At 44.1% G+C, this 25,172-nt stretch carries 23 protein-coding genes, 1 riboswitch and 1 other annotated feature; all 23 genes read left to right on the top strand.

The genetic code is table 11. The features are described 5' to 3' along the window. Positions 1 to 6 precede the first annotated feature (6 nt). The 23 genes from UJ203_RS07055 (at position 7) to pyrP (ending at position 25,159) form a co-directional block, all read left to right on the top strand. Positions 7 to 714 (top strand): DUF881 domain-containing protein, encoded by a 708-nt coding sequence (locus UJ203_RS07055; RefSeq protein ID WP_322009389.1) that lies wholly within the window; start codon positions 7 to 9, stop codon positions 712 to 714. A 17-nt stretch (positions 715 to 731) separates the two neighbouring features. After that, positions 732 to 1,097 carry a small basic family protein gene (locus UJ203_RS07050; protein WP_010334164.1) on the top strand — a complete coding sequence of 122 codons (366 nt, stop codon included), beginning with the start codon at positions 732 to 734 and terminating at the stop codon, positions 1,095 to 1,097. Between the two features lie 174 nt (positions 1,098 to 1,271). Beyond that, the gene (ftsA, locus tag UJ203_RS07045; RefSeq protein ID WP_024121323.1) at positions 1,272 to 2,594 is read left to right on the top strand and encodes a cell division protein FtsA; all 1,323 of its coding nucleotides are present in this window, start codon (positions 1,272 to 1,274) and stop codon (positions 2,592 to 2,594) included. A gap of 35 nt (positions 2,595 to 2,629) precedes the next feature. Next, a complete protein-coding gene (gene ftsZ, locus UJ203_RS07040; RefSeq protein WP_024121324.1) occupies positions 2,630 to 3,778 on the top strand; it encodes a cell division protein FtsZ in 1,149 nt (382 codons plus the stop codon). 307 nt (positions 3,779 to 4,085) lie between these two features. Continuing rightward, positions 4,086 to 8,393, top strand: coding sequence for a S8 family serine peptidase (locus tag UJ203_RS07035; protein WP_322009384.1), 4,308 nt, complete (start codon positions 4,086 to 4,088; stop codon positions 8,391 to 8,393). 194 nt (positions 8,394 to 8,587) lie between these two features. Then, positions 8,588 to 9,517 carry a sigma-E processing peptidase SpoIIGA gene (gene spoIIGA, locus UJ203_RS07030; RefSeq protein WP_322009493.1) on the top strand — a complete coding sequence of 310 codons (930 nt, stop codon included), beginning with the start codon at positions 8,588 to 8,590 and terminating at the stop codon, positions 9,515 to 9,517. A gap of 62 nt (positions 9,518 to 9,579) precedes the next feature. After that, entirely contained in the window at positions 9,580 to 10,299 is a 720-nt protein-coding gene (sigE, locus tag UJ203_RS07025) for an RNA polymerase sporulation sigma factor SigE (protein ID WP_024121327.1), read from the top strand. Between the two features lie 139 nt (positions 10,300 to 10,438). After that, positions 10,439 to 11,221, top strand: a complete 783-nt coding sequence (gene sigG, locus UJ203_RS07020; RefSeq protein ID WP_010334169.1) for an RNA polymerase sporulation sigma factor SigG — start codon at positions 10,439 to 10,441, stop codon at positions 11,219 to 11,221. 156 nt (positions 11,222 to 11,377) lie between these two features. Beyond that, positions 11,378 to 12,172 carry an ABC transporter ATP-binding protein gene (locus UJ203_RS07015; RefSeq protein ID WP_322009381.1) on the top strand — a complete coding sequence of 265 codons (795 nt, stop codon included), beginning with the start codon at positions 11,378 to 11,380 and terminating at the stop codon, positions 12,170 to 12,172. Positions 12,173 to 12,180: 8 nt separating this feature from the next. After that, positions 12,181 to 12,283, top strand: a riboswitch (TPP riboswitch). A gap of 90 nt (positions 12,284 to 12,373) precedes the next feature. Then, a complete protein-coding gene (locus tag UJ203_RS07010; RefSeq protein ID WP_322009379.1) occupies positions 12,374 to 13,654 on the top strand; it encodes an acetylornithine deacetylase in 1,281 nt (426 codons plus the stop codon). 83 nt (positions 13,655 to 13,737) lie between these two features. Further along, positions 13,738 to 13,983 carry a YlmC/YmxH family sporulation protein gene (locus UJ203_RS07005; RefSeq protein WP_010334173.1) on the top strand — a complete coding sequence of 82 codons (246 nt, stop codon included), beginning with the start codon at positions 13,738 to 13,740 and terminating at the stop codon, positions 13,981 to 13,983. A 161-nt stretch (positions 13,984 to 14,144) separates the two neighbouring features. Beyond that, positions 14,145 to 14,981 (top strand): peptidoglycan editing factor PgeF, encoded by an 837-nt coding sequence (pgeF, locus tag UJ203_RS07000; protein WP_095713799.1) that lies wholly within the window; start codon positions 14,145 to 14,147, stop codon positions 14,979 to 14,981. 6 nt (positions 14,982 to 14,987) lie between these two features. Continuing rightward, the gene (locus UJ203_RS06995; RefSeq protein ID WP_322009376.1) at positions 14,988 to 15,680 is read left to right on the top strand and encodes a YggS family pyridoxal phosphate-dependent enzyme; all 693 of its coding nucleotides are present in this window, start codon (positions 14,988 to 14,990) and stop codon (positions 15,678 to 15,680) included. Beyond that, the gene (gene sepF / locus UJ203_RS06990) at positions 15,677 to 16,129 is read left to right on the top strand and encodes a cell division protein SepF (RefSeq protein WP_024121333.1); all 453 of its coding nucleotides are present in this window, start codon (positions 15,677 to 15,679) and stop codon (positions 16,127 to 16,129) included. The genes UJ203_RS06995 and sepF overlap by 4 nt, the downstream gene beginning before the upstream one ends. Positions 16,130 to 16,135: 6 nt before the next feature. Further along, positions 16,136 to 16,408, top strand: a complete 273-nt coding sequence (locus UJ203_RS06985; RefSeq protein WP_003221463.1) for a YggT family protein — start codon at positions 16,136 to 16,138, stop codon at positions 16,406 to 16,408. A gap of 62 nt (positions 16,409 to 16,470) precedes the next feature. Then, positions 16,471 to 17,244 (top strand): RNA-binding protein, encoded by a 774-nt coding sequence (locus UJ203_RS06980; RefSeq protein WP_322009373.1) that lies wholly within the window; start codon positions 16,471 to 16,473, stop codon positions 17,242 to 17,244. 94 nt (positions 17,245 to 17,338) lie between these two features. Further along, on the top strand, positions 17,339 to 17,833 hold the full coding sequence (gene divIVA / locus UJ203_RS06975; RefSeq protein ID WP_010334179.1) for a septum site-determining protein DivIVA: 495 nt from the start codon (positions 17,339 to 17,341) through the stop codon (positions 17,831 to 17,833). A 62-nt stretch (positions 17,834 to 17,895) separates the two neighbouring features. Beyond that, positions 17,896 to 18,123, top strand: a binding site (T-box leader). A gap of 51 nt (positions 18,124 to 18,174) precedes the next feature. Further along, entirely contained in the window at positions 18,175 to 20,940 is a 2,766-nt protein-coding gene (gene ileS / locus UJ203_RS06970) for an isoleucine--tRNA ligase (RefSeq protein WP_105991248.1), read from the top strand. A gap of 144 nt (positions 20,941 to 21,084) precedes the next feature. Then, the gene (ylyA, locus tag UJ203_RS06965) at positions 21,085 to 21,459 is read left to right on the top strand and encodes a sporulation-related RNA polymerase-binding protein YlyA (RefSeq protein ID WP_322009369.1); all 375 of its coding nucleotides are present in this window, start codon (positions 21,085 to 21,087) and stop codon (positions 21,457 to 21,459) included. A gap of 110 nt (positions 21,460 to 21,569) precedes the next feature. After that, positions 21,570 to 22,034 carry a signal peptidase II gene (gene lspA, locus UJ203_RS06960; protein WP_322009367.1) on the top strand — a complete coding sequence of 155 codons (465 nt, stop codon included), beginning with the start codon at positions 21,570 to 21,572 and terminating at the stop codon, positions 22,032 to 22,034. Position 22,035: 1 nt separating this feature from the next. After that, positions 22,036 to 22,947 carry an RluA family pseudouridine synthase gene (locus tag UJ203_RS06955; RefSeq protein WP_024121337.1) on the top strand — a complete coding sequence of 304 codons (912 nt, stop codon included), beginning with the start codon at positions 22,036 to 22,038 and terminating at the stop codon, positions 22,945 to 22,947. 183 nt (positions 22,948 to 23,130) lie between these two features. Continuing rightward, positions 23,131 to 23,676: a bifunctional pyrimidine operon transcriptional regulator/uracil phosphoribosyltransferase gene (gene pyrR, locus UJ203_RS06950; RefSeq protein ID WP_024121338.1), complete on the top strand. Its 546-nt coding sequence runs from the start codon at positions 23,131 to 23,133 to the stop codon at positions 23,674 to 23,676. A gap of 175 nt (positions 23,677 to 23,851) precedes the next feature. After that, entirely contained in the window at positions 23,852 to 25,159 is a 1,308-nt protein-coding gene (gene pyrP, locus UJ203_RS06945) for a uracil permease PyrP (RefSeq protein WP_024121339.1), read from the top strand. Positions 25,160 to 25,172 lie beyond the last annotated feature (13 nt).

The raw sequence follows: 25,172 nt of genomic DNA, 5'->3' as shown, positions 1-25,172 counted from the left end.
AAGTAATTGAAAATAAAGCGTTCCTTCATTAGCATCAGCGTGCTTATGGTTATATTCGGTCTTATGATATCTGTTCAATTTAATTCTTTAAAGCATCCACAAGTCCGAGATACAAGAGATATGTGGGATATAAGAGAAGAGCTTACATCAGAGCAGAAGAAGCAGGAAGAGCTGCTGGCTGAAATTAAAAAGTATGATAAATTGCTGAATACCTATACGCAAAACAAAGAATTGACAAAAGAAACGGTGCTCAATAATACATTACAAACCTTAAAAAAAACAGCCGGCATGACCGATATAACAGGTAGCGGAATTGTCATCACCCTTTCTCCGCTTTTTTCTGAAAGCGTAACTGGAGAGGCGGTCAAAAATCCACCGCCGGATTTACTAAAAAAACTGATCAATGAACTCAACTCCTATGGTGCTGAGCATATCTCAATAAATGAGCGAAGAGTTGTGAATTCTTCAGTGATACGGGACATAAACGGCACAACAAAAATAGACGGATACAGCCTTGATGATTATCCTTTAACAGTAAAAGTGCTTGCTGAAGATCCGGACAAGCTGTACAGCAGGGTAAAGGGGTCCGATTTGGAGGATATCTTTGCTTCTGAAAATGTAGCGTTAAAAGCAGGTAAATCTGACAGCAGCCTGACTTTAAAAGCTTATGACAGAGCAGTGGACGTACAACAGCTAAAACAGCTGAAAGACTAAAAGGGAGGAGAATTGTCATGTGGCTGCCCGTGCTTGGACTCGTGCTCGGAATAACGATCGGATTGATGACAAACTTAACGATACCGAGTGAATACTCAAATTATTTATCACTTGCGGTGCTTGCTGCACTTGATACTTTAATCGGCGGAATCAGGGCGCATTTACAAGGTACATATGATGAAATGGTATTTGTTTCCGGTTTCTTTTTTAATATTATATTGGCAATAAGTTTAGCTTTTCTGGGAGTCCATCTTGGTGTAGACTTGTATTTAGCAGGTATATTCGCATTTGGAGTCAGGTTATTTCAGAATATAGCCGTTATAAGAAGAAATCTACTAACAAAGTGGACTCTTTCTAAAAAAAATAAAAAAAATGTGATATAAAAGAGGATATACATAGGATATAACGAATATTTTCAATAAACATAAAATGTGAAAAGCACATAAGGAATATTCCGTTGTTATTTTTTGTTACACACTTGTAAAGCCACATTCATTGTATTGTTGTTCCGCAAATAATAGAATAGAAATGATCGAAATGTGAGGAGGTGCCATAGAATGAACAACAATGAACTTTACGTCAGTCTTGACATCGGTACGTCCAATACAAAAGTGATCGTCGGAGAAATGACAGATGATTCCCTAAATATTATCGGTGTGGGAAATGTACCGTCTGAAGGGTTGAAAAAAGGCTCAATCGTTGATATAGATGAGACCGTTCATTCTATAAGAAAAGCGTTTGACCAAGCTGAAAGAATGGTAGGTTTTCCGCTTAGAAAAGCTATTGTCGGCGTTAATGGAAATTATATCAATATTCAAGATACAAACGGTGTTGTAGCAGTTTCCAGTGAAAATAAAGAAATTCAAGTAGAAGATGTCCGCCGCGTCATGGAAGCGGCTCAGGTTGTTTCAATACCGCATGAACAGCTGATAGTCGACGTCATTCCTAAACAATTTATCGTAGATGGAAGAGATGAAATTACCGACCCGAAAAAAATGCTTGGTGTGCGTTTAGAAGTAGAGGGCACACTGATCACCGGTTCAAAAACAATATTACATAACTTGCTTCGCTGCGTTGAAAGAGCCGGTGTTGAAATAACTGATATTTGTCTACAGCCGCTGGCAGCCGGTTCTGCTGCTTTGTCAAAGGATGAGAAAAATCTCGGTGTGGCTCTCATTGATATAGGCGGAGGGTCAACCACCATTGCCGTGTTCCAGAACGGACACCTGACTTCTACCCGTGTCATTCCTCTCGGAGGCGAAAATATCACCAAAGATATCTCCATCGGATTGAGAACGTCCACAGAAGAAGCGGAACGTGTGAAAAAACAATTTGGACATGCCTACTATAACGAGGCTTCAGAAGATGAAGTATTTGAGGTAACCGTTATAGGCACCAATCAGAAACAAACATTTACACAGCAGGAAGCAGCGAATATCATTGAAGCAAGAGTCGAAGAAATTCTTGAGATTGCTTCAGAAGAACTTCGCAATATGGGAATTAGCGATCTGCCGGGAGGCTTCGTGCTGACAGGGGGACAAGCAGCAATGCCTGGTATCATGTCACTAGCGCAGGATGTGCTGCAAAACAATGTCAGAGTGGCGAGCCCGAATTATATTGGTGTAAGAGATCCTCAGTATATGACGGCAGTTGGCATGATTCAATTCGCCTGCCGGAATGCAAGAATTCAAGGCAGAAAAATTGGCTTCAAGATGCCTGAAGAAGCGATACAGGAAATCGCCGTCTCATCAGCAGAGGAACAAGAGCAGCATCATCACCAAAATGAGATGCAGCAACGGCCAAAAGGAAAACAAAAAACACAAGCCGAACATAACAAACAGAGCAAAATGAAAAAACTATTAAGCATGTTTTGGGAATAGATAGATAGTCATTCGGCAGATTAGGAGGATTTAGCATGTTGGAGTTCGAAACAAACATAGACGGCTTAGCATCAATTAAAGTAATCGGAGTAGGAGGCGGCGGTAACAACGCGGTCAACCGAATGATTGAGAATGAAGTGCAAGGAGTAGAGTACATCGCGGTAAATACGGACGCTCAAGCTCTTAACCTGTCAAAAGCGGAAGTGAAAATGCAAATCGGCGCAAAGCTGACTAGAGGATTGGGAGCAGGTGCGAATCCGGAAGTCGGAAAAAAAGCCGCAGAGGAAAGCAAGGAGCAGATTGAAGAAGCGCTAAAAGGCGCTGACATGGTATTCGTAACAGCTGGTATGGGAGGCGGAACAGGAACAGGTGCCGCACCGGTTATTGCGCAAATCGCAAAAGATTTAGGAGCATTAACAGTCGGAGTCGTTACAAGACCGTTTACGTTCGAAGGTCGCAAAAGACAGCTGCAGGCGGCAGGCGGAATTTCTGCAATGAAAGAAGCGGTGGACACGCTGATTGTGATCCCGAACGACCGTATTCTTGAAATTGTTGATAAAAACACGCCGATGCTTGAAGCATTCCGTGAAGCTGATAACGTACTCCGTCAGGGGGTTCAAGGTATTTCTGACCTGATCGCTACTCCTGGTCTCATTAACCTAGACTTTGCTGATGTGAAAACGATCATGTCAAACAAAGGATCTGCTTTAATGGGTATTGGTATTGCGACTGGAGAAAACCGTGCTGCAGAAGCTGCGAAAAAAGCCATTTCCAGTCCGCTTCTTGAAGCAGCAATTGACGGCGCGCAAGGCGTCTTAATGAACATTACTGGCGGAACAAATCTGAGCCTTTATGAAGTTCAGGAAGCAGCAGACATTGTCGCTTCTGCATCTGATCAGGATGTAAACATGATTTTCGGTTCTGTTATTAACGAAAATCTTAAAGACGAGATTGTGGTTACTGTGATTGCCACTGGTTTTATCGAACAGGAGAAAGATGTTACGAAACCCCAGCGTCCATCATTAAACCAGAACATCAAATCACATAATCAGAGTGCTCCAAAACGTGAGCCGAAACGAGAGGAACCGCAGCATCAAAACACAGTCAGCCGTCAAACCTCACAGCCGGCTGACGATACGCTTGATATTCCTACATTCTTAAGAAACCGCAATAAACGCGGCTAATTGAAAGGACAAAATCGTTTTCGATTTTGTCCTTTTTTTATTTTTTCCTCAACCATTTCCATTCATCTCTTATGTCTTTTGAACTATGTCTTCCTACACATAACAACAAATCAACCTATGATACCTACTGATATTTCATGACCATATCATCATTTTCATTTATATGGAAATAAGATGACAGAAAACGACAATATCTGTAATTGAGATTGTCTACAGTTAACGTACAGCGAAGCTTTGACAAACAAATTGAATGTTAAAGGAGGGGCGACATTTTTTTACAAAGTGGTTTAAAAAAGGGGGATAAAAAATGAGGAAACAAACGAAAAACAGACTGATCAGTTCTGTTTTGAGTACAGTTGTCGTCAGTTCACTGCTGTTTCCGGGTGCAGCCGGTGCAAGCAGCAAAGGCGCTGCTTCTTCTGTAAAACAGGAGCTTCAATCTTCTGAATCGATTCAAAATAAGATTTCCAGCTCATTAAAGAAAAACTTTAAAAAAGAAGAAAAAAATACCTTTCTGATCAAATTTAAAGATCAAGCTGACACCCAAAAAGCAGCAAAATCAGCTGTCAAAAAAGCGAAATCTAAAAAGCTGACCGCTGCTAAAACGGAATATCAAAAGCGTTCGGCCGTCGTGTCTTCGTTAAAAGTGACAGCTGATGAAGCCCAGAAAGACGTCTTGAAATATTTAAACAGCCAAAAAAATAAAGGGAATGCCGATGATATTCACTCCTATTATGTGGTAAATGGAATTGCTGTACATGCTTCAAAAGAAGTCATGGAGAAAGTGGCGCAGTTTCCTGAAGTAGAAAAGGTGCTTCCGAATGAAAAACGGCAGCTTTTTAAGTCATCCGCTTCCCCATTCAATATGAAAAAAGCACAAAAAGCGATAAAAGCAACTGACGGTGTAGAATGGAATGTAGACCAAATAGACGCACCGAAGGCTTGGGAGCTTGGCTATGACGGAACAGGTACGGTTATCGCCTCCATTGATACTGGGGTTGAATGGGAACACCCTGCATTAAAAGAAAAATATCGCGGGTTTCATCCGGAAAGCCCCAATGAGCCTGATCATGACATGAACTGGTTTGATGCTGTAGCGGACGAGTCAAGTCCATACGATGATCTTGATCACGGCACTCATGTAACAGGTACAATGGTTGGTTCTGAGCCTGATGGCACGAATCAAATTGGTGTCGCACCTGGCGCAAAATGGATTGCTGTTAAGGCGTTTTCTGAAGATGGTGGGACAGACGCTGACATTTTGGAGGCTGGTGAATGGATTTTAGCTCCAAAGGACGCAGAGGGCAACCCTCATCCGGAAATGGCTCCGGATGTCGTCAATAATTCTTGGGGCGGGGGCTCCGGCCTTGATGAATGGTACAGAGATATGGTCAATGCCTGGCGGGCGGCCGACATTTTCCCGGAATTCTCTGCGGGAAATGCTGATCTCTTTAACCCGGGAGGACCTGGTTCTATTGCGAATCCTGCCAATTATCCGGAAGCGTTTGCGACCGGAGCGACTGATATTAACAAAAAGCTTGGCGATTTTTCACTTCAGGGACCGTCGCCATACGATGAAACAAAGCCGGAAATTTCTGCTCCAGGCGTAAACATCCGGTCTTCAGTTCCCGGCCAGACATATGAAGACGGATGGGATGGCACGTCGATGGCAGGACCGCATGTTTCTGCTGTTGCTGCGCTATTGAAGCAGGCAGATGCCTCACTTTCTGTCGATGAGATGGAGGATATATTGACCAGCACGGCTGAGCCATTAACGGATTCTACATTCCCTGACTCTCCGAATAACGGATACGGTCATGGTTTGGTGAATGCTTTTGATGCCGTATCAGCGGTTACAGACGGTTTAGGAAAAGCAGAAGGGCAAGTTTCTGTCGATGGGGAAGATGAGGAGCTGCCTGGCTATCAGCATGAGAAAGTAAATGAAGCTTATGAAGGTGCCAGCCTTCCGCTTACCTTGACAGCTGAAGACAATGTGAGTGTGACATCTGTGAAATTGTCCTATAAGCTGGATCAAGGCAAATGGAACGAGGTCAAAGCTAAACGAATCAGCGGAGATCATCTGAAAGGAACGTACCAGGCGGAAATCCCAAGTATAAAGGGGACCGCATTAAGCTATAAGTGGATCATTCAGGATTTTGGCGGCCATGTTGTCGAATCTGACATATATGATGTAACCGTGAAACCTAGCATCACTGTTGGATACAAGCAGGATTTTGAAACAGAACCAGGCGGCTGGCTTACGAGCGGAACAAATAATAACTGGGAGTGGGGAGTTCCGGAATCAGGCCCTAATGCAGCTGCATCAGGAGAAAAAGTATATGGGACAAACCTGACTGGAAATTATGCCAATGGAGCGAATATGAATCTCACTATGCCTCCAATTGACGTGCCTGATTCAGGCGGCCTGTTTCTTCAATTTAAAAGCTGGCACAACCTGGAAAATGATTTTGATTATGGCTACGTTTTTGTTTTACCGGAAGGCGAAACGAATTGGGAGCAGGCAGGGGTCTATAACGGAAAGACTTCAAACTGGACCAGCGAAGAAATTAATTTATCCGCATACAGAGGCCAAAACATTCGAGTGATGTTTAACCTTCAGTCTGATGAAAGCATTGCAAAAGAGGGCTGGTACGTTGATGATGTTCAGCTTTCAGACAAATCTTCCGGGAAAACAGCCAAAAAGAATAAGCTGGGCGTACAAAAACCGGCAGAAAAGCAAAAGAAAAAAGCGGTTAATCCAAAAAAGGCTAAGCCATCAACAAATACAGCTGCCAAAACAAAACATAGTGCTGATATGCAGCCGCAAGCATTGCCGCTCAGAGCACAGGTCAGTGTGGTTGAAACAGGAAAATCAACCTATTCAGATCAATCAACCGGACAGTACAAGCTGACGCATAAAGCAGGAGACTACACGCTTATGGCAGAAGCTTACGGCTATCAATCAAAAACGCAAAAAGTGTCTTTGCAGGCAGATCAGACAACCCAAGCTAATTTTACGTTAGAAGAAATAAAGAAAGGCACATTAAAAGGCACTGTCATCAATAAAACAACAGGAGAGCCGGTAAACGGCGCTTCCGTCTATGTTATCGAGGATGCCGCGGTTGAACCGGCAACTACAAACGACAAAGGAGAATATACACTTGAGGCCTACGAGGGCTCTTACACCATTAAAGTGGCTGCACCGGGCTATTACAGTGATGAATTTTCCGTTGATTTAAAAGGTGATATCACAAAAGAAACTGTGCTGAAGCCTTTCGTCGGTTATCCGGGCGAGATCGGATACGATGACGGAACAGCGGAGAATGCAAATTCCTATTTCGCGGCCGGAAACGGATGGGCGGTTAAAATGTCACTGGCTGACGGCAAGGAAAAAGGCATGCTGACAGGAGGGCTATTCAGATTCTGGGATACGGAGTTCCCTGATCCTGGCGGCACAGAGTTTAAGGTCGAGGTTTACGATGCTACAGGGAAAGATGGAGCACCCGGCAAAAAAATTGCGGGACCATATAACGCGGAAGCTCTTCGTAATGGCGAATGGACGAAAGTCGATCTCAGCTCGAAGGGGATTATGGTCGATAAAGACTTTTATCTTGTATATATCCAGTCAAAACCTGATCCATATTCACCAGGCTTGGCAATGGATGAAACCGGGCAGTACTCAGATCGCAACTGGCAGTATGTTAACGGAACATGGCAAAAAGGAGATAAAGAAGACGGCAACTATATGATTCGCGCGTTAGTCGATTATGAAGCTGCCGTACCTGTCATTACTTCTCCTGAAGATAAAGCATACACCAATAAGGAGAACGTCACGGTAAAAGGAAAGGCATCTCCGGGTACGACTGTAACCCTTTATAATGGTGATAAAGAAGCAGGAGAAACGAAAACTGCCGAAGATGGCACGTTCGAGGCAGGAGTTTCACTCAGCAAAGGGGAAAACAAGCTGACAGCGGCTGCATCAACAGACTCCGGAACGACAGATGCTTCAAGTCCTGTCACGGTCACACTTGATCAAGACAAGCCTGAACTGACGCTCGACAATCCAAAGAATGGCGAGAAAATCAATAAAGAAGCGGTGACTGTTAAAGGCACTGTTTCAGATGACAACTTGAAAGAAGTAAAGGTTAATGGCAAAAAAGCAACGGTCACAGACGGTTCCTACTCTGCCCGTATCCTTTTGGAGAACGGAAGCAACGAAGTAAAGGTGACAGCCACTGACTTAGCAGGCAACAAAACGACGAAAAAAGCTGTCGTCGATGTGAATTTTGACCAGCCAGTCATTGCCGGACTGATTCCTGGTGAGGACAAAACCTTAAAAGCCGGTGAATCGATCAAAATCGCTTTTTCAAGCGCGAAAGGTGCAGATGCAACGTTTGTCATTCGCCTGCCGCTCACAAATGCAAGAGTGAATGTACAAAACGCTACCGAGCTGCCGTTAAGAGAAATTTCTCCGGGACGATATGAAGGCTACTGGACAGCAACTTCTTCTATTAAAGCAAACGGAGCTAAGGTAGAGGTTATCGTTCGAGACGATTACGGCAATGAAACCAGAAAAACAGCGAATGGAAAACTTTATATCAATACTGAAAAGTAAGTGTAAGAAAGCTGCCGCTCTTGGCAGCTTTTTTTCTGTATATTCTCATTTATTCCCTCGACAAATTAAGCAGTTATCCCTGAAAAATTGTATGGGCCTCTCAACATTAATTGACAGACTTTCCCACAGAGCTTGCTTTATACTTATGAAACAAGAAGGGGAACAGCGTGATGCAAGAAAGAAAGGGGTCAGGTGTGAAAATCTATTTAGATGTCATTTGGCTGTTAAACTTTTGTTTTGACGCACTGTTGCTTTTACTGACGGCTTTTATTTTAAAACGCCATGTGAAAAAAAGAAGATTGATAGGCGGCGCGTTTATCGGTTCAAGTATTGTCCTTTTGATGTTTACTCCTTTTTCGCCGATCGTTGAGAACCCGGCCGGAAAGCTCGCTTTTTCGGTTGTCATTGTGCTCGTGACATTCGGTTTTAAGCGGTTTCGCTATTTCTTTCAAAATTTGTTTTCCTTTTATTTTGCTACTTTTCTAATGGGAGGGGGAATAATCGGAGCACATTCATTGCTGCAGTCAAACTCTATTGTCAGAAACGGTGTCATGATCACCAATCAAACCGGATTTGGCGACCCGATCAGCTGGATGTTTATCGTGGCTGGCTTTCCCGCATTATGGTTTTTTTCCAAGAGAAGAATCGAAGATATTGAAACAAAAAACATTCAATATGAGGAGCGAGTCAGGGTACAGGCGGACCTGGGCGGCCAAACACTGCACGCAAGAGGCCTGGTGGATTCCGGCAACCAGCTGTATGATCCGCTCACAAAAACGCCGGTCATGATTCTTCACATTGATAAGCTTGAACCGATTTTCGGAGAGGCTGAAACGATGATTATCCGAAATGCAGACCCGATGGAAGCGATTGAACAGCTTGAAGATTCGTTTCGATTTTTAGATAAAATGAGGCTGATCCCATATCGGGGAGTAGGCCAGCAGCATCAATTTTTATTATGTATCAAACCGGATCATGTAACGATTATGACAAAAGATGAAATGATTTCCACGGATAAATGCTTAATCGGCATCAGCATGTCAAAGCTGTCGGCAGATGGAGATTTTGACGCGATTATTCATCCGAAAATGCTGTCCGGAAAAGCCATTAAGCACGTATCCTAATGTTCGCAAATGTCCGTTACTTATCATACTCATAAGACGTGACATTTAGAAGGGAGAGGAAGATGAAAAAACTTAAATTGCGGTTGACGCACCTCTGGTATAAGCTGCTGATGAAACTGGGCTTAAAAAGCGATGAAGTGTATTACATAGGCGGGAGTGAAGCTTTGCCGCCGCCATTATCAAAAGACGAGGAGCAGGTTCTATTAATGAAGCTCCCAAGCGGCGACCAGGCGGCCCGCGCTATTTTGATCGAACGCAACCTGCGGCTTGTCGTCTATATCGCACGGAAATTTGAAAACACGGGAATTAATATTGAAGATTTAATCAGCATCGGCACCATTGGATTAATCAAAGCTGTGAATACCTTCAATCCGGAAAAGAAAATCAAGCTGGCTACATATGCCTCTCGCTGTATCGAGAATGAAATCCTGATGTATTTAAGGAGAAACAACAAAATCCGTTCAGAAGTTTCTTTTGATGAACCGCTTAATATTGATTGGGACGGCAATGAGCTTCTGCTTTCTGATGTGCTGGGCACGGATGACGACATCATCACAAAGGACATTGAAGCAAACGTAGATAAAAAGCTTCTAAAAAAAGCGCTCGAACAGTTAAATGAGAGGGAGAAACAAATCATGGAACTGCGTTTTGGGCTTGTCGGCGAAGAGGAAAAGACCCAAAAGGATGTTGCGGATATGATGGGGATTTCCCAATCCTATATTTCCCGTCTGGAAAAAAGAATCATTAAAAGATTGCGAAAAGAATTCAACAAAATGGTGTAAAAAATTTTTGCGGCTTAATCCCTTGATTCTACAAGGATTTCCCAATTATGACTATTTTTCGGTTTGAGTGCGGTGCATATTTTTCCCACCCGAGGAGATACTTAACGTTGTACAGCAGCTCCTGTAGGGAGGGAAAAAAGTGTCGAGAAATAAAGTCGAAATCTGCGGGGTGGATACCTCCAAATTACCCGTACTCAAGAATGAAGAGATGAGAAAGCTGTTTAGGCAATTGCAGGACGAAGGTGATGATTCAGCCAGAGAAAAGCTTGTAAACGGGAACTTGCGTCTTGTCTTAAGTGTCATTCAAAGGTTTAATAACAGAGGGGAGTATGTTGATGACTTATTTCAAGTCGGCTGCATCGGACTAATGAAATCCATTGATAATTTTGATCTAAGCCACAATGTTAAGTTTTCAACATACGCTGTACCTATGATTATCGGAGAAATCCGCAGGTATTTGCGCGATAATAACCCGATACGTGTCTCGAGATCACTCAGGGATATCGCATATAAGGCACTTCAGGTAAGAGAGCGGTTAATCAGTGAGACAAGCAAGGAGCCGACGGCAGAGGATATCGCCAAAGTTCTTGAAGTACCGCACGAAGAAATCGTGTTCGCACTCGACGCCATTCAAGATCCGGTTTCTCTTTTTGAACCGATCTATAATGACGGCGGAGATCCGATTTATGTCATGGATCAAATCAGTGATGAACGCAACAAAGATACACAATGGATTGAAGAGCTGGCTTTGAAAGAGGGCATGAGAAGACTGAACGAGAGGGAAAAAATGATTTTAAGAAAACGGTTCTTCCAAGGAAAAACGCAAATGGAAGTAGCTGAAGAAATCGGCATTTCCCAGGCACAGGTGTCCAGACTGGAAAAGGCAGCAATTAAACAAATGAATAAGAATATTCATCAATAGCATGCACGCCGAAAGCCTTTAAAACAATTTCTGTTTTAAAGGCTTTTCTATTTGGAAACGAGCGGTTTACGTTTTCGAAAAAGTAAGGTATCCTAGTCCGTACACAGTTTTGTGAAAATTAAAACAATTATTTAGCTTGGAAAGAGGAGGACCACAATGATTTTGCAGCTTGACAATGTCTCACTAAAACGGAATGGAAAATGGATACTAAAGGATATTCATTGGAAAGTAGAAGAAAAGGAGAATTGGGTGCTTTACGGATTAAACGGAGCTGGGAAGACCGCGCTGTTAAATATGTTATGCTCTTACTATTTTCCGACAGCAGGCGAGATGCAGGTGCTTGGTCATGTATTCGGAAAAACGGAGCTGGGAGATAAACTCAGACGAAAAATCGGCCTTGTCTCAGCGGGTCTTCAGCAAAAATTGTATCCGGCAGATTCAGCTTTTGAAATTGCTCTGAGCGGGGCATATGCTTCGATTGGCTTGTATGAAACACCAAGTGCGAAAATCAGAGAAAAAGCGATTGCCCTGCTCGAGGACTTAGGAGCCATTGATTATGCCGACCGCCGCTATGAAACTCTTTCTCAAGGAGAGAAACAAAAAGCTTTAATCGCAAGAGCGCTAATGGCTGATCCGGAGCTGCTTATACTGGACGAACCAGTTACAGGACTTGATTTTATTGCCCGGGAAAAACTGTTAGATACGATTACGCACATTGCAAGCAGGGAAAATGCGCCGTCTATTCTTTATGTTACGCATCATGCGGAAGAAATTTTGCCGATTTTTGATAAAGCCCTCTTGTTAAAAAAGGGAGAAGTCTTTAGGTCAGGACACATGAAAGACATGCTGACAGACGAAGCACTTTCTTCTTTTTTTGATACGCCGATCCGTGTATTATGGAATCAGGATCGCCCGTTTTTAACAAGAGCTGAGCCGGTAACAAATGCATAACAACATACGATTCATCCTGGGGGTGCTTTCGAAGCTGAGAGAGACGCTTGTCTCAACCCTTATTGACCTGATCTGGATCATACCAGCGGAGGGAAGCGGTGAAAAAAGCAGAGAATGCAGCAGCTTGCACTCTGCTTTCTTTATTAAGCCGTTTCATGAATATGAAACGGCTTTTTTCTATTAAAAATAGGAGCGGATAACATGATTGATCAAGTAGAATCTTTACTGAAAAAAGCGGAAGAACAAAAGGACGAGCTCATTGAGCTTGCGAAAACGCTGATTTCTTTTAAAACACCGGCGCCGCCTGCGAGAAATACAGACAGCATCCAAACATGGATTGCACAGTTTTTGCTTGAACGGGGATTTTCTATCGACAAATGGGATGTTTATCCAGGAGATCCCAATGTTGTGGGTGTTTTAAAGGGAACAAATTCAGCCGCCTATCAAAGTTTAATCATCAATGGGCATGTCGATGTGGCAGAGGTAAAAGAGGGCGAGGACTGGGTGCATGACCCATTTTGTCCCAGTGAGAAAAACGGTTTCTTAATCGGCCGGGGCGCTTCAGATATGAAAGGCGGAATGGCCTGTGTGCTGTTTGCTTTAAAGCTGATTCGTGAAGCGGGCGTTGAGCTCCCGGGCGATTTGATTCTGCAATCGGTCATCGGGGAGGAAGTCGGAGAGGCCGGCACGCTTGAATGCTGCAAAAAGGGCTATCACGCAGACTTTGCAGTTGTGGCGGATACGAGCGATATGCATATTCAAGGTCAAGGCGGAGTGATTACAGGCTGGATCGAAATGAAAAGCAGTCAAACGTTTCACGATGGAACTAGACGGAATATGATCCACGCTGGCGGAGGAATATTCGGGGCGAGCGCAATCGAAAAAATGGCAAAAATCATTTCTGGACTCGGTGAGCTGGAGCGACATTGGGCCATTATGAAAAGCTATCCCGGCTTTACCCCCGGTACAAACACCATTAATCCCGCTGTTATAGAAGGAGGCAGACATGCGGCCTTTATAGCGGATGAGTGCCGATTATGGATTACCGTCCATTTTTATCCCAATGAAACGCATGAAGAAGTGGCTGCTGAAATAGAAGATTACATCAACAGGCTGAGTGACAGTGATATTTGGCTGAGGGAAAACCGTCCTGTCTTCAAATGGGGAGGCTCTTCAATGATTGAAGAAAGAGGAGAAATTTTTCCGGCCTTGGAAGTTGATCCGGCTCATCCCGGCGTCTTAGCCCTTACGGCGTCACACGAGGAGATCAAACGGGACCCCCCCGTCATTGACGTTTCTCAAACCGTAACCGATGGGGGATGGCTTTATAATGCGGGTATTCCAAGCGTGATATACGGACCGGGCGATTTATATAATGCTCATGCCGTTAATGAAGAGGTATCGATTGAGCAGCTCGTAGATTATACGAAAATCATGCTCACGTTCATCATAAGATGGTGCAGCCGCAAAAAAGAACAATGATCATGAAAATTTCTCCTTGCTGACAAGGTTCAGCCCGCCCGTTCATATACTAGAAAAAAAGGACCGAAAAAGGACGTGATGGGATGATCAGCATTTCAGAATTTCAAGTAAAGGATGTCGTCAATGTCTCTAACGGAAAAAAATTAGGGAGCATCGGTGATATTGATATCAATGTCACCACAGGAAAAATTCAGGCGATTATACTAGGGGGAAATGGAAAAGTTCTCGGTTTTTTTGGAAAGGAAGAGGAAATGGTCATTCCTTGGCGAAATATAGTTAAAATCGGAGAAGATGTCATTTTAGTCCGATTAAGTGAATCCCATGCTTAACCTGCTTTTTTGCCGCTGATTGTCAAATGCCGGAAGTCTGAACTCTTCCGGCACATTTCATTTATGAAATATGTAAATCGGCGCTAAACGAATGCAGAAAGATGTGGTAAAATAAGTGGGAAATTACGCCTTATAAATGTTTGTCGAAAGGTTGGATCATCATGAATACATATCACCCATTCAGTCTCACCACCCCCTCGACACTCATGATACAAGACTGGAAACAAACGAATCAAAACGATGCAGAAGTCATTGCCGGATTTACTACGAAAAACGGCGGTGTCAGTCAAAAACCTTTTGAGTCGTTAAATACAGGATTGCACGTTCATGACAAAGATGCAGATGTGGTTAAAAATCGTGAATATATAGCCGATATGTTTAATATTGATTTGCAGTCTTGGGTATTTGCTGACCAGACACACGACAATCGCGTCCAAAAAGTGACGCAGAGGGATAGGGGAAAAGGCGCCCGTGAGTATCACTCAGCTTTTAAAGCAACAGACGGGCTCTATACAAATGATAAAAATGTATTTTTGGCATTATGCTTTGCTGATTGTGTGCCTCTATTCTTTTTCGATCCGGTGAAATCGCTTGTCGGGATCGCTCATGCCGGATGGAAAGGAACGGTCAAACAGATTGGCAGAGAAATGGTGAAGCAATGGACCGAACAGGAGGGCTCGAAGCTTTCTGATATATACGCTGTTGTCGGACCGTCTATCTGCGGTGCGTGCTATACGGTAGATGACCGTGTGATGAATGCTGTCCGCGCATTGCCGTTTTCAGCAGATCGCGCCGTGAATCAGACGGGGCAGGGGCAGTATCAGCTTGACCTGAAAGAGCTGAACCGACTTATACTGATTGACAGCGGTTTGGCAAATGAGCAGATTTCTGTCAGCGGTTTATGTACGGAAAGTGAGCCGTCACTTTTCTTTTCCCATCGGCGAGATCAGGGGAAAACAGGACGGATGATGTCCTTTATCGGAATGAAGGAGGCATAAAAGATCTTGCGTGTTGTTGATCATTTACGACATATAAACGAACGAATAAACGAAGCATGTAACAGATCGGGCCGCAGATCCGATGAAGTTACGGTTATTGCAGTCACAAAATATGTGTCGCCTGAAAGAGCACAGGAGGCGGTCGATGCGGGCATCACGTGCCTCGGAGAGAACCGGGACGCCGAACTGCTTCGCAAACAGGAAATCATTAAAGGAAATCCGGAATGGCATTTTATCGGCAGCCTTCAATCAAGAAAAGTAAAAGCTGTCGTCAATTCAGTTTCCTATATTCATTCCCTGGACCGGCTTTCATTAGCGAAAGAAATTGAAAAACGGGCTGAAGGTGCTGTCCAATGCTTTGTGCAGGTCAATACCTCGCTTGAGCCCTCTAAACACGGCATGAATAAAGAAGAAGTGATACCATTCATACAGGAGCTTTCCGGCTTTGACAACATTGTTGTGGCCGGACTGATGACAATGGCTCCACTGACTGATGACCAAGATGAGATTAGAAGCTGTTTCCGAACGCTTAGAGAACTTCGTGATCAGGTTCTAGAGCTGAAACAGCCGAACGCTCCATGTACAGAACTGTCGATGGGCATGTCAAATGATTTTGAAATCGCGATTGAAGAAGGGGCTACTTATATTAGAATCGGCTCATCGTTAGTCGGAAATGAAACAGGGGGTGTACAGCAATGAGTATGAAAAATAAACTGAAAAACTTCTTCTCAATGGATGAAGAAGAATACGAATACGAATATATTGAAACTGAGCGGGATTCTCATGAAGAACAGGAACAAAAAGAAAAACCTGCTTATAATGCTGGTAAACCAGCAGCCAAACAGAATGTAGTAAGCTTGCAAAGTGTTCAGAAATCCTCTAAAGTGGTGTTGAGTGAGCCGCGCGTTTATGCGGAGGCGCAGGAAATAGCCGACCATCTGAAGAACAGGCGGGCAGTTGTCGTCAATCTTCAGCGGATACAGCATGACCAGGCGAAGCGGATTGTTGACTTTTTAAGCGGCACCGTTTATGCCATTGGCGGCGATATCCAAAGAATCGGTTCAGATATTTTCCTATGCACGCCTGACAACGTAGATGTATCAGGCACAATTTCTGAGCTCATATCTGAAGACGATCAGAGGTGGTAAAGCGAGATGATCCTTTATCAAGTTTTTTCGGTTTTAAGCTTATTAATTACAATATACTCATTTGCCCTGATCATATATATTTTTATGTCATGGGTGCCGAGTACGAGGGAAACAGCAGTCGGACGGTTTTTAGCGTCGATCTGTGAACCATATCTCGAGCCATTCAGAAAAATCATCCCTCCAATTGCAATGCTGGATATCTCGCCAATCGTGGCCATTCTTGTGCTGCGGTTTGCAACAACCGGCTTGTGGGGGCTTTATCGCATGATTGCGTTTTAAGGTGACAGTTTGATAGGGGGGCTTGGCAGCAGCCAAGCCTCTTTACATAGAAGGGAAAGACGATGAGCGATATTTATCAGCACTTCAGAAAAGAAGAGCGTGCCTTTATCGATCAGGCGCTCGAATGGAAAAGAATTGTCCAGGAGCAGTACCGGATGAAGCTGACCGACTTTTTAGATCCCCGGGAACAGGTCATTCTCGCTGCGGTCACGGGACAGGCAGATGTAGGACTGGCTTTTTCCGGCGGCTATGACAGAGCGGAGCGAAAACGGGCCATTTTATATCCCGAGTACATCACGCCGGAAGAATCGGATTTTGAGCTTCAGGCGTTTGACGTTCGCTATGCTGAAAAATTTGTGACAGTTGATCACCGGTCTCTCCTTGGTTCTTTAATGGGAATCGGTCTGAAGCGGCAAAAGTTTGGCGATTTAGTGTTTTCAGAGACGGCGGTGCAAATCATTGTCTCAGCTGATACAGCCGATTTTGTTGCGGCTCAGCTTACCCATGCCGGAAAAGCCGCAGTCAAGCTTGAGAAAATTGACTTGTCAGACCTTGAAATTCCTGCATTAGATGTCGAAATAAGAGATGACACTGTTTCTTCTTTAAGGCTTGACGCGGTCTGCGCCTCTATGAGCAGGCAATCACGCCAGAAATCACAAACGCTGGTGAAAAACGGTCTCGTAAAAGTGAACTGGAAGGTTGTTGAAGACCCTTCTTACCAGGTTGCTGAAGGGGACATGCTCTCTATCAGGGGTTTTGGCCGCTGCAGCCTGACAAAAATCGAAGGGAAAACCAAAAAAGACAAGTGGAGAGTCACGTTTGAACGACAAAAATAGTCGGTTTTTCAGTTTTTTTCTCCATCTGTGCGAAATTTGTTTTATAATGTGAACTAGATAACCGTACTGAAATGTAAAAAATGGAGGTGGCATCATGCCATTAACGCCGAATGATATTCACAACAAGACGTTTACAAAAAGTTTTCGCGGATATGATGAAGACGAGGTAAATGAATTTCTGAGTCAAGTCAGAAAAGATTACGAAATTGTTCTCCGTAAAAAAACAGAGCTAGAAGCGAAAGTCAATGAGCTCGATGAAAGAATCGGACACTTTGCCAACATTGAAGAAACGCTGAATAAATCGATTCTGGTTGCCCAAGAAGCAGCTGAGGACGTAAAGCGCAATTCTCAAAAGGAAGCAAAGCTGATTGTTCGGGAAGCGGAGAAAAACGCTGATCGCATCATCAACGAATCTTTATCGAAATCAAGAAAAATCGCAATGGAAATCGAAGAGCTGAAAAAACAGTCTAAAGTGTTCAGAACACGTTTCCAAATGCTGATTGAAGCGCAGCTTGATCTTCTGAAAAATGATGATTGGGATCATTTGCTTGAGTATGAAGTCGACGCTGTGTTTGAGGAAAAGGAATAAATTCTCTGATTACCTTGACATTTTCTTAGCTTGTCGAATATAATACGTTCATAAATTCAGATGAAAAGACGGTTGAAAGGGACAGTCATGTTTCCATCATGCCTTCATAGCGACCCGGAGATGGTGAAAGTCCGGGATGGCCGGAATCATGTAGATCAGCCCTTAAGTTTCCTTTCTGAACTCACAGTAGGTTAGGACGTTCATCACGTTACGATGCTCGAGAGGAAAAAGCGTAAGCCTGGCTTTTTCTAAAAGGGTGGTACCGCGAGATAAGCTTTCTCGTCCCTTATGGGATGAGAGGGCTTTTTTTATTTTCTGAAAAAATTGGTGGAGGAATGAAAATGGATTACAAAGACACGCTCTTAATGCCGAAAACAGATTTTCCGATGCGAGGCAACTTGCCAAACCGTGAGCCTGACATGCAAAAGAAATGGGAGGAGCAGGATATCTACAGTCTAGTACAGGAACGGACAAAGGACCGCCCTAAATTTGTTTTACATGACGGACCTCCGTACGCAAACGGCGATATCCACATGGGCCACGCGCTTAACAAAATTTTAAAGGACTTCATCGTCCGCTACAAATCAATGAGCGGGTACAACGCACCGTATGTACCGGGCTGGGATACACACGGGTTGCCGATTGAAACAGCTCTTACAAAAAACAAAAAAGTGAACCGCAAAGAAATGTCAGTAGCTGAATTCCGCAAGCTATGCGAAGAATATGCATGGAAGCAAATTGAGGGTCAGCGTGAGCAATTCAAGCGTCTTGGAGTCCGCGGCGACTGGGAAAATCCATATGTGACACTGAAACCGGAATATGAAGCGCAGCAAATCCGCGTTTTCGGTGAAATGGCAAAGCGAGGCTATATTTATAAAGGCCTTAAACCGGTTAACTGGTCACCTTCAAGTGAGTCTGCTTTAGCTGAAGCGGAAATCGAATATCAAGACAAACGCTCAGCATCTATTTACGTTGCGTTTGGCGTAAAAGACGGAAAAGGCGTGCTTGAAAACGGAGAGCGCATCATCATTTGGACAACAACGCCTTGGACGATTCCTGCAAACCTCGGCATTTCAGTGCATCCTGATCTGGAATACAGCGTGATTGCAGTCGGTGATGACCGCTTTGTTGTAGCAAGTGCACTGGTTGAAGCTGTAGCTTCTGCATGCGGCTTTGAGCAGTATGAAGTGACAAGAACGATCAAAGGGAAAGATCTCGAAAATATTATCGCTGAACATCCGCTATACGGCAGAGATTCACTCGTTATGCTTGGCGATCACGTGACAACTGACGCTGGAACAGGCTGTGTTCATACAGCACCGGGACATGGGGAAGATGACTTTATCATTGGCCAAAAATACGGCTTAGACGTCCTTTGTCCGGTTGATGAAAAAGGTGTGATGACAAGCGAAGCTCCTGGCTTTGAAGGTATGTTCTATGATGATGCAAACAAAGTGATCACACAGCAGCTCGAAGAAAAAGGCGCGCTCGTGAAGCTTGAATTCATCACACACTCCTATCCGCACGATTGGAGAACAAAGAAACCAACCATTTTCAGAGCAACCGCGCAATGGTTTGCGTCTATTAAAGATTTCAGATCAGACCTGCTGGATGCCATTAAAGAAACCAAATGGGTTCCTGAATGGGGCGAGCAGCGTTTGCACAACATGGTTCGTGACCGCGGAGACTGGTGTATTTCCAGACAGCGTGCATGGGGTGTGCCGATTCCGGTATTTTATGCTGAGAACGGTGAGCCAATCATCACAGATGAAACGATTGAGCACGTTTCAGAATTGTTTAGACAACATGGCTCAAACATTTGGTTTGAAAAAGAAGCGAAGGATCTTCTTCCGGAAGGCTTTACGCATCCTGGAAGCCCGAACGGCACTTTTACAAAAGAACAGGACATCATGGATGTTTGGTTTGATTCTGGTTCTTCCCACCAAGCGGTGCTTGAAGAACGCGAGGATCTCGTTCGGCCGGCTGATTTATACCTTGAAGGCTCTGACCAATACCGGGGCTGGTTTAACTCATCTCTATCAACAGCAGTAGCCGTAACAGGAAAAGCACCATATAAAGGTGTGCTCAGCCATGGATTTGCACTGGATGGAGAAGGACGCAAAATGAGTAAATCCATCGGTAACGTCGTCGTTCCGGCAAAAGTCATGAAACAGCTTGGCGCCGACATTTTGAGATTATGGGTGTCTTCTGTTGACTACCAGGCGGATGTTCGCGTGTCTGATGCGATTCTGAAGCAGGTTGCTGAAGTATACCGTAAAATCCGCAACACGTTCCGTTTCCTTCACGGCAACCTGTTCGATTTTGATCCAAAAACAAATGCGGTGGCTGTTGAAGATCTTCGTGAAGTCGATCAGTATATGCTGGTTAAGCTAAACAAACTGATTGATAAAGTGAAAAAAGCGTACGACGAGTATGAGTTTGCGGTTGTGTATCACAGCATCCATAATTTCTGTACAATTGAATTAAGCTCATTCTATCTGGATTTCGCTAAGGATATTGTATACATTGAGCACGCGGATCATCCGGATAGACGCAGCATGCAGACTGTATTCTATGAAACGCTGCTTGCGTTAGTGAAGCTTACAGCACCGATTCTGCCTCATACCGCTGACGAATTATGGTCTCACTTAACATTTGTTGACGAGCAGAGCGTTCAGCTGACAGACATGCCGGAAACGATTGCGGTTCCAAACAGCGAAGCGACAGAAGATAAGTTTGACCGTTTTATGTCTCTTCGTGATGATGTGCTAAAAGCGTTAGAAACAGCGCGAAATGAAAAAATCATCGGTAAATCATTGGAAGCAAGCCTGAAATTGTATCCGAATAAAGAAAACAAAGAGCTATTAGCTTCTATTAAAGAAAATCTTTCTCAGCTGTTTATTGTTTCTGAATTAACCATCAGCGAAGAAAATGAAGCGCCAAACGATGCGCAAAGCTTTGAGACAGGGAAAATCGCTGTCGAGAAAGCTGAAGGCGAAATGTGTGAGAGATCCCGTGTAATTTCTAAAGATGTAGGTGCAAACCCGAAATATCCTACATTGTCACTGCGCAACGCTGAAATCGTTGAAAAGTATTATCAGAACTAATGAAAAGAGCCCGGCGCAAAAGCCGGGCCTTTTTTTGTGCCAAGAGTGACATCGTTTAGAATGGCAGGAAAAATCTTATGGGCTTTAGATCATCATTCACAGGTAACAATATAGGTATTACGTTAAGAGCAGGAGTTGTGATGAATGAATGATCAACTGACCGCAATTTATACGGAACTTCTTCTGATGAAAGAAGAATTACAGTCGAGATTATTTGAGTATTCTTGCTTTCAGGTTTCAACAAGCCCGCAAGCAGCAATCAATCATAAACAAAAAGCAACTCTGATCTATCATATTAAAGAAGAGCTTCAAGACGTTCTTCTCGCATTGTCGAAAATTGAGGACGGCACATTCGGATACTGTGAAGAAACTGGAGCTCCCATTCCTCTTTCAAAGCTGTCTGTGCTGCCGACAGCGCGAACAGCAAATGATTTTCTGTATTCAGTCCAATTTGAAAAAAAAACACTTCCTCTGTGGAAATCAACTGATATTGAATATGATCAGGCGCTGTATGAATAACAGCGCCTCTCCGATTAAGTCTGTATAGAGGCTGATATTTCTTTACTCCAGTGCTTTTTATTGATAAAATGCATAATGGACTAAAGTAACCGTATAATGGAGGAACGTTTGTGCTGTATTACGTTATCGCACTACTTATTATCGCAGCTGATCAACTGACAAAATGGCTTGTCGTCAAGAACATGGAACTTGGACAAAGCATACCGATCATTGATCAGGTATTCTATATCACCTCCCATCGCAATACGGGTGCGGCGTGGGGGATATTAGCCGGTCAGATGTGGTTTTTCTACCTCATCACAACTGCAGTCATTATTGGTATTGTTTATTACATACAGCGTTATACGAAAGGGCAAAAGCTTCTTGGTGTTTCCTTTGGACTCATGCTTGGCGGCGCCATCGGCAATTTTATCGATCGGGCTGTCAGACAGGAAGTGGTGGATTTTATCCATGTCATTATCGTCAATTACAATTACCCGATTTTTAATATCGCGGACTCTTCATTATGTGTCGGCGTAATGCTTTTATTTATACAAATGCTGTTGGACAGCGGGAAAAAGAAGAAGGAGCAATAGCATGAATCAATTTGACATAACCGCTTCAGAAGAACAAAAAAGTGAGCGGATTGATAAATTTCTGGCATCGACTGAAAATGGTTGGTCGAGAACCCAGGTGCAGCTATGGGTGAAGGACGGACAAGTTGTCGTGAACGGAAGCCCTGTAAAATCGAATTATAAAATTCAGCCGGGCGATCAGGTGACCGTCACTGTGCCTGAGCCTGAAGCGCTCGACGTGCTGGCAGAACCTATGGATCTGGATATTTACTATGAAGATCAGGATGTGCTGGTCGTCAATAAACCTCGCGGAATGGTTGTGCACCCAGCTCCCGGGCATCTTACGGGTACACTTGTAAACGGCCTTATGGCTCATTGTACGGACCTTTCCGGAATAAATGGCGTGATGCGCCCGGGGATCGTCCACAGAATCGATAAGGACACGTCTGGCTTATTAATGGTGGCGAAGAATGATATGGCGCACGAGTCACTTGTAAACCAATTGGTCAACAAAACGGTTACGCGGAAATATACGGCAGTTGTCCATGGGCTTATTTCTCACGATGACGGTACAATTGATGCGCCGATCGGGCGGGATAAGAAAGATCGGCAAAGCATGACTGTAACACGTGATGGAAAAAACGCCGTCACTCATTTTCATGTTCTTGACCGCTTTCAGGAGTTTACGCTTGTGGAATGCCAGCTTGAAACAGGAAGAACGCACCAAATCCGTGTGCATATGAAGTATATCGGATTTCCGTTAGCGGGAGATCCGAAATACGGGCCGAGAAAAACGATCGATTTTAACGGACAGGCGCTTCATGCCGGAATTTTAGGTTTTCAGCATCCGCGCACTGACGAATATATCGAATTTGAAGCACCGCTTCCTGATGATATGTCTGCTTTAATCGAAAATCTGAGAAAAACCCGTTGACAGGGCATCTCTTTTCTGAAATAATAAACGAAGCTGAATAGATTCTTTAAAACAGTCCAGAGAGGCTGAGAAGGATAACGGATTGACGGGATACGTGTATATGCACGCACCTTGTCCTAAAACCCCTCTCTGCCAATGGCAAGAGGGGTTTTTTCTTCTAAATGAACTGTGAGGTGTCACATAATGAATCAAAAAGCTGTCATTCTCGACGAACAGGCAATCAGACGTGCGCTTACCAGAATTGCTCACGAAATGATTGAACGCAATAAAGGGATGAACAACTGCATCCTTGTCGGTATCAAGACAAGAGGCATTTACTTGGCAAAACGCCTCGCCGAACGGATAGAACAGATTGAAGGGAATCCTGTAACGGTTGGAGAAATTGATATCACCCTTTACAGAGACGATCTATCCAAAAAAACGAGCAATGAAGAACCGCTTGTGAAAGGTGCAGATATACCGGTAGACATCACAGATCAAAAAGTAATTGTCGTAGATGATGTTCTTTACACAGGAAGAACGGTCAGAGCCGCAATGGACGCCCTTGTCGATGTAGGCAGACCTTCCTCAATTCAACTGGCTGTGCTTGTTGACAGAGGACACAGAGAACTGCCGATCCGAGCAGATTACATCGGGAAAAATATCCCGACTTCAAAAGCTGAAAAGGTTATGGTTCAGCTTGATGAGGTTGACAAAAACGATCTCGTCGCCATTTATGAAAATGAATAATGTATCACCTTTTTAAACGCAATCCAGAGAGGTTGCAAAGAGGTGCACAGCGAAGCCCTGAAAGTATGCGGCCGGTCTTTGTATGCCTCTTTGCGTAAAAACAGCAAAGAGGTTTTTTTATACAGTTATTAAGTCATCCTAATATGAAAAGTCATCAATCAGGGGGAAAATCATCATGAGTAAGAAAAAAGTTAATTTAGGAGTCAGGGAAATCCCGAAACCTTTCTCTTGGGTTTCGTTCAGCCTGCAGCATTTATTTGCGATGTTTGGCTCAACGATTTTGGTTCCGAAGCTGGTCGGAATGAGTCCTGCTGTTGCATTGGTGACGAGCGGTATCGGAACACTTGCTTACCTTCTGATCACGAAAGGACAAATACCAGCGTATCTCGGTTCATCCTTTGCCTTTATTTCTCCGATCATCTTGGTAAAAGCGACCGGCGGACCCGGAGCGGCAATGGTTGGTGCGTTTCTGGCAGGGCTTGTGTACGGGCTGATTGCCTTGCTGATCAGACAGCTCGGAACAGGCTGGCTGATGAAGCTTCTCCCGCCTGTCGTCGTAGGTCCGGTTATTATCGTCATTGGACTGGGTCTGGCCGGCACAGCGGTAAATATGGCCATGTATGCTGATCCGAATGCCAGTGAGCTGGTTTACAGCTTAAAACATTTCAGTGTTGCAGGTGTCACTTTAGCGATCACGATCATTTGCGCGATTTTCTTGCGGGGCTTCTTAAGCTTAATCCCGGTCTTGATCGGAATCATCGGCGGATACTTGTTTGCCCTGACTCAAGGAATTGTCAACTTTCAGCCGGTGCTTGACGCGAAATGGTTTGCAGTCCCTGAATTTATCATCCCGTTTAAAGATTATACGCCGTCAGTGACACTTGGCATCGCCGCAGCAATGGTCCCTGTGGCATTTGTTACCATGTCAGAGCATATCGGCCACCAGATGGTGCTGAGCAAAGTTGTTGGACAAGACTTCATTAAAAAACCGGGTCTCCATCGCTCAATAATGGGCGACAGCGCGGCCACAATCCTTGCTTCCTTGATTGGCGGCCCGCCTACAACAACTTATGGAGAAAACATTGGCGTACTGGCCATTACGAGAGTGTTCAGCGTCTTTGTTATCGGAGGCGCGGCAGTGATTGCCCTTTGCTTCGGCTTCATCGGCAAAATATCTGCGCTTATCAGTTCAGTTCCGTCAGCGGTTATGGGAGGCGTTTCCTTCCTGCTGTTCGGCATCATCGCTTCAAGCGGTTTGAGAATGCTGATTGACAACAAAATTGATTATGAAAATAACAGAAACCTCATCATCACATCAGTCATCCTTGTAATCGGCGTAGGCGGCGCATTTATTCAGGTGTCTGAAGGAGGATTCCAAGTGTCAGGCATGGCGCTTGCGGCAATTGTAGGTGTCATCTTAAACCTGATTCTTCCGCAAGCGAAGGAAGAGCAGGCAGACACATCCGAACAACATCATATTTAAACCTTTTAATGAA

This window comes from Bacillus sp. V26, from assembly GCF_034296245.1.
Lineage (GTDB): Bacteria > Bacillota > Bacilli > Bacillales > Bacillaceae > Bacillus > Bacillus halotolerans.
This window is presented reverse-complemented; position numbering and strand designations above follow the sequence as displayed.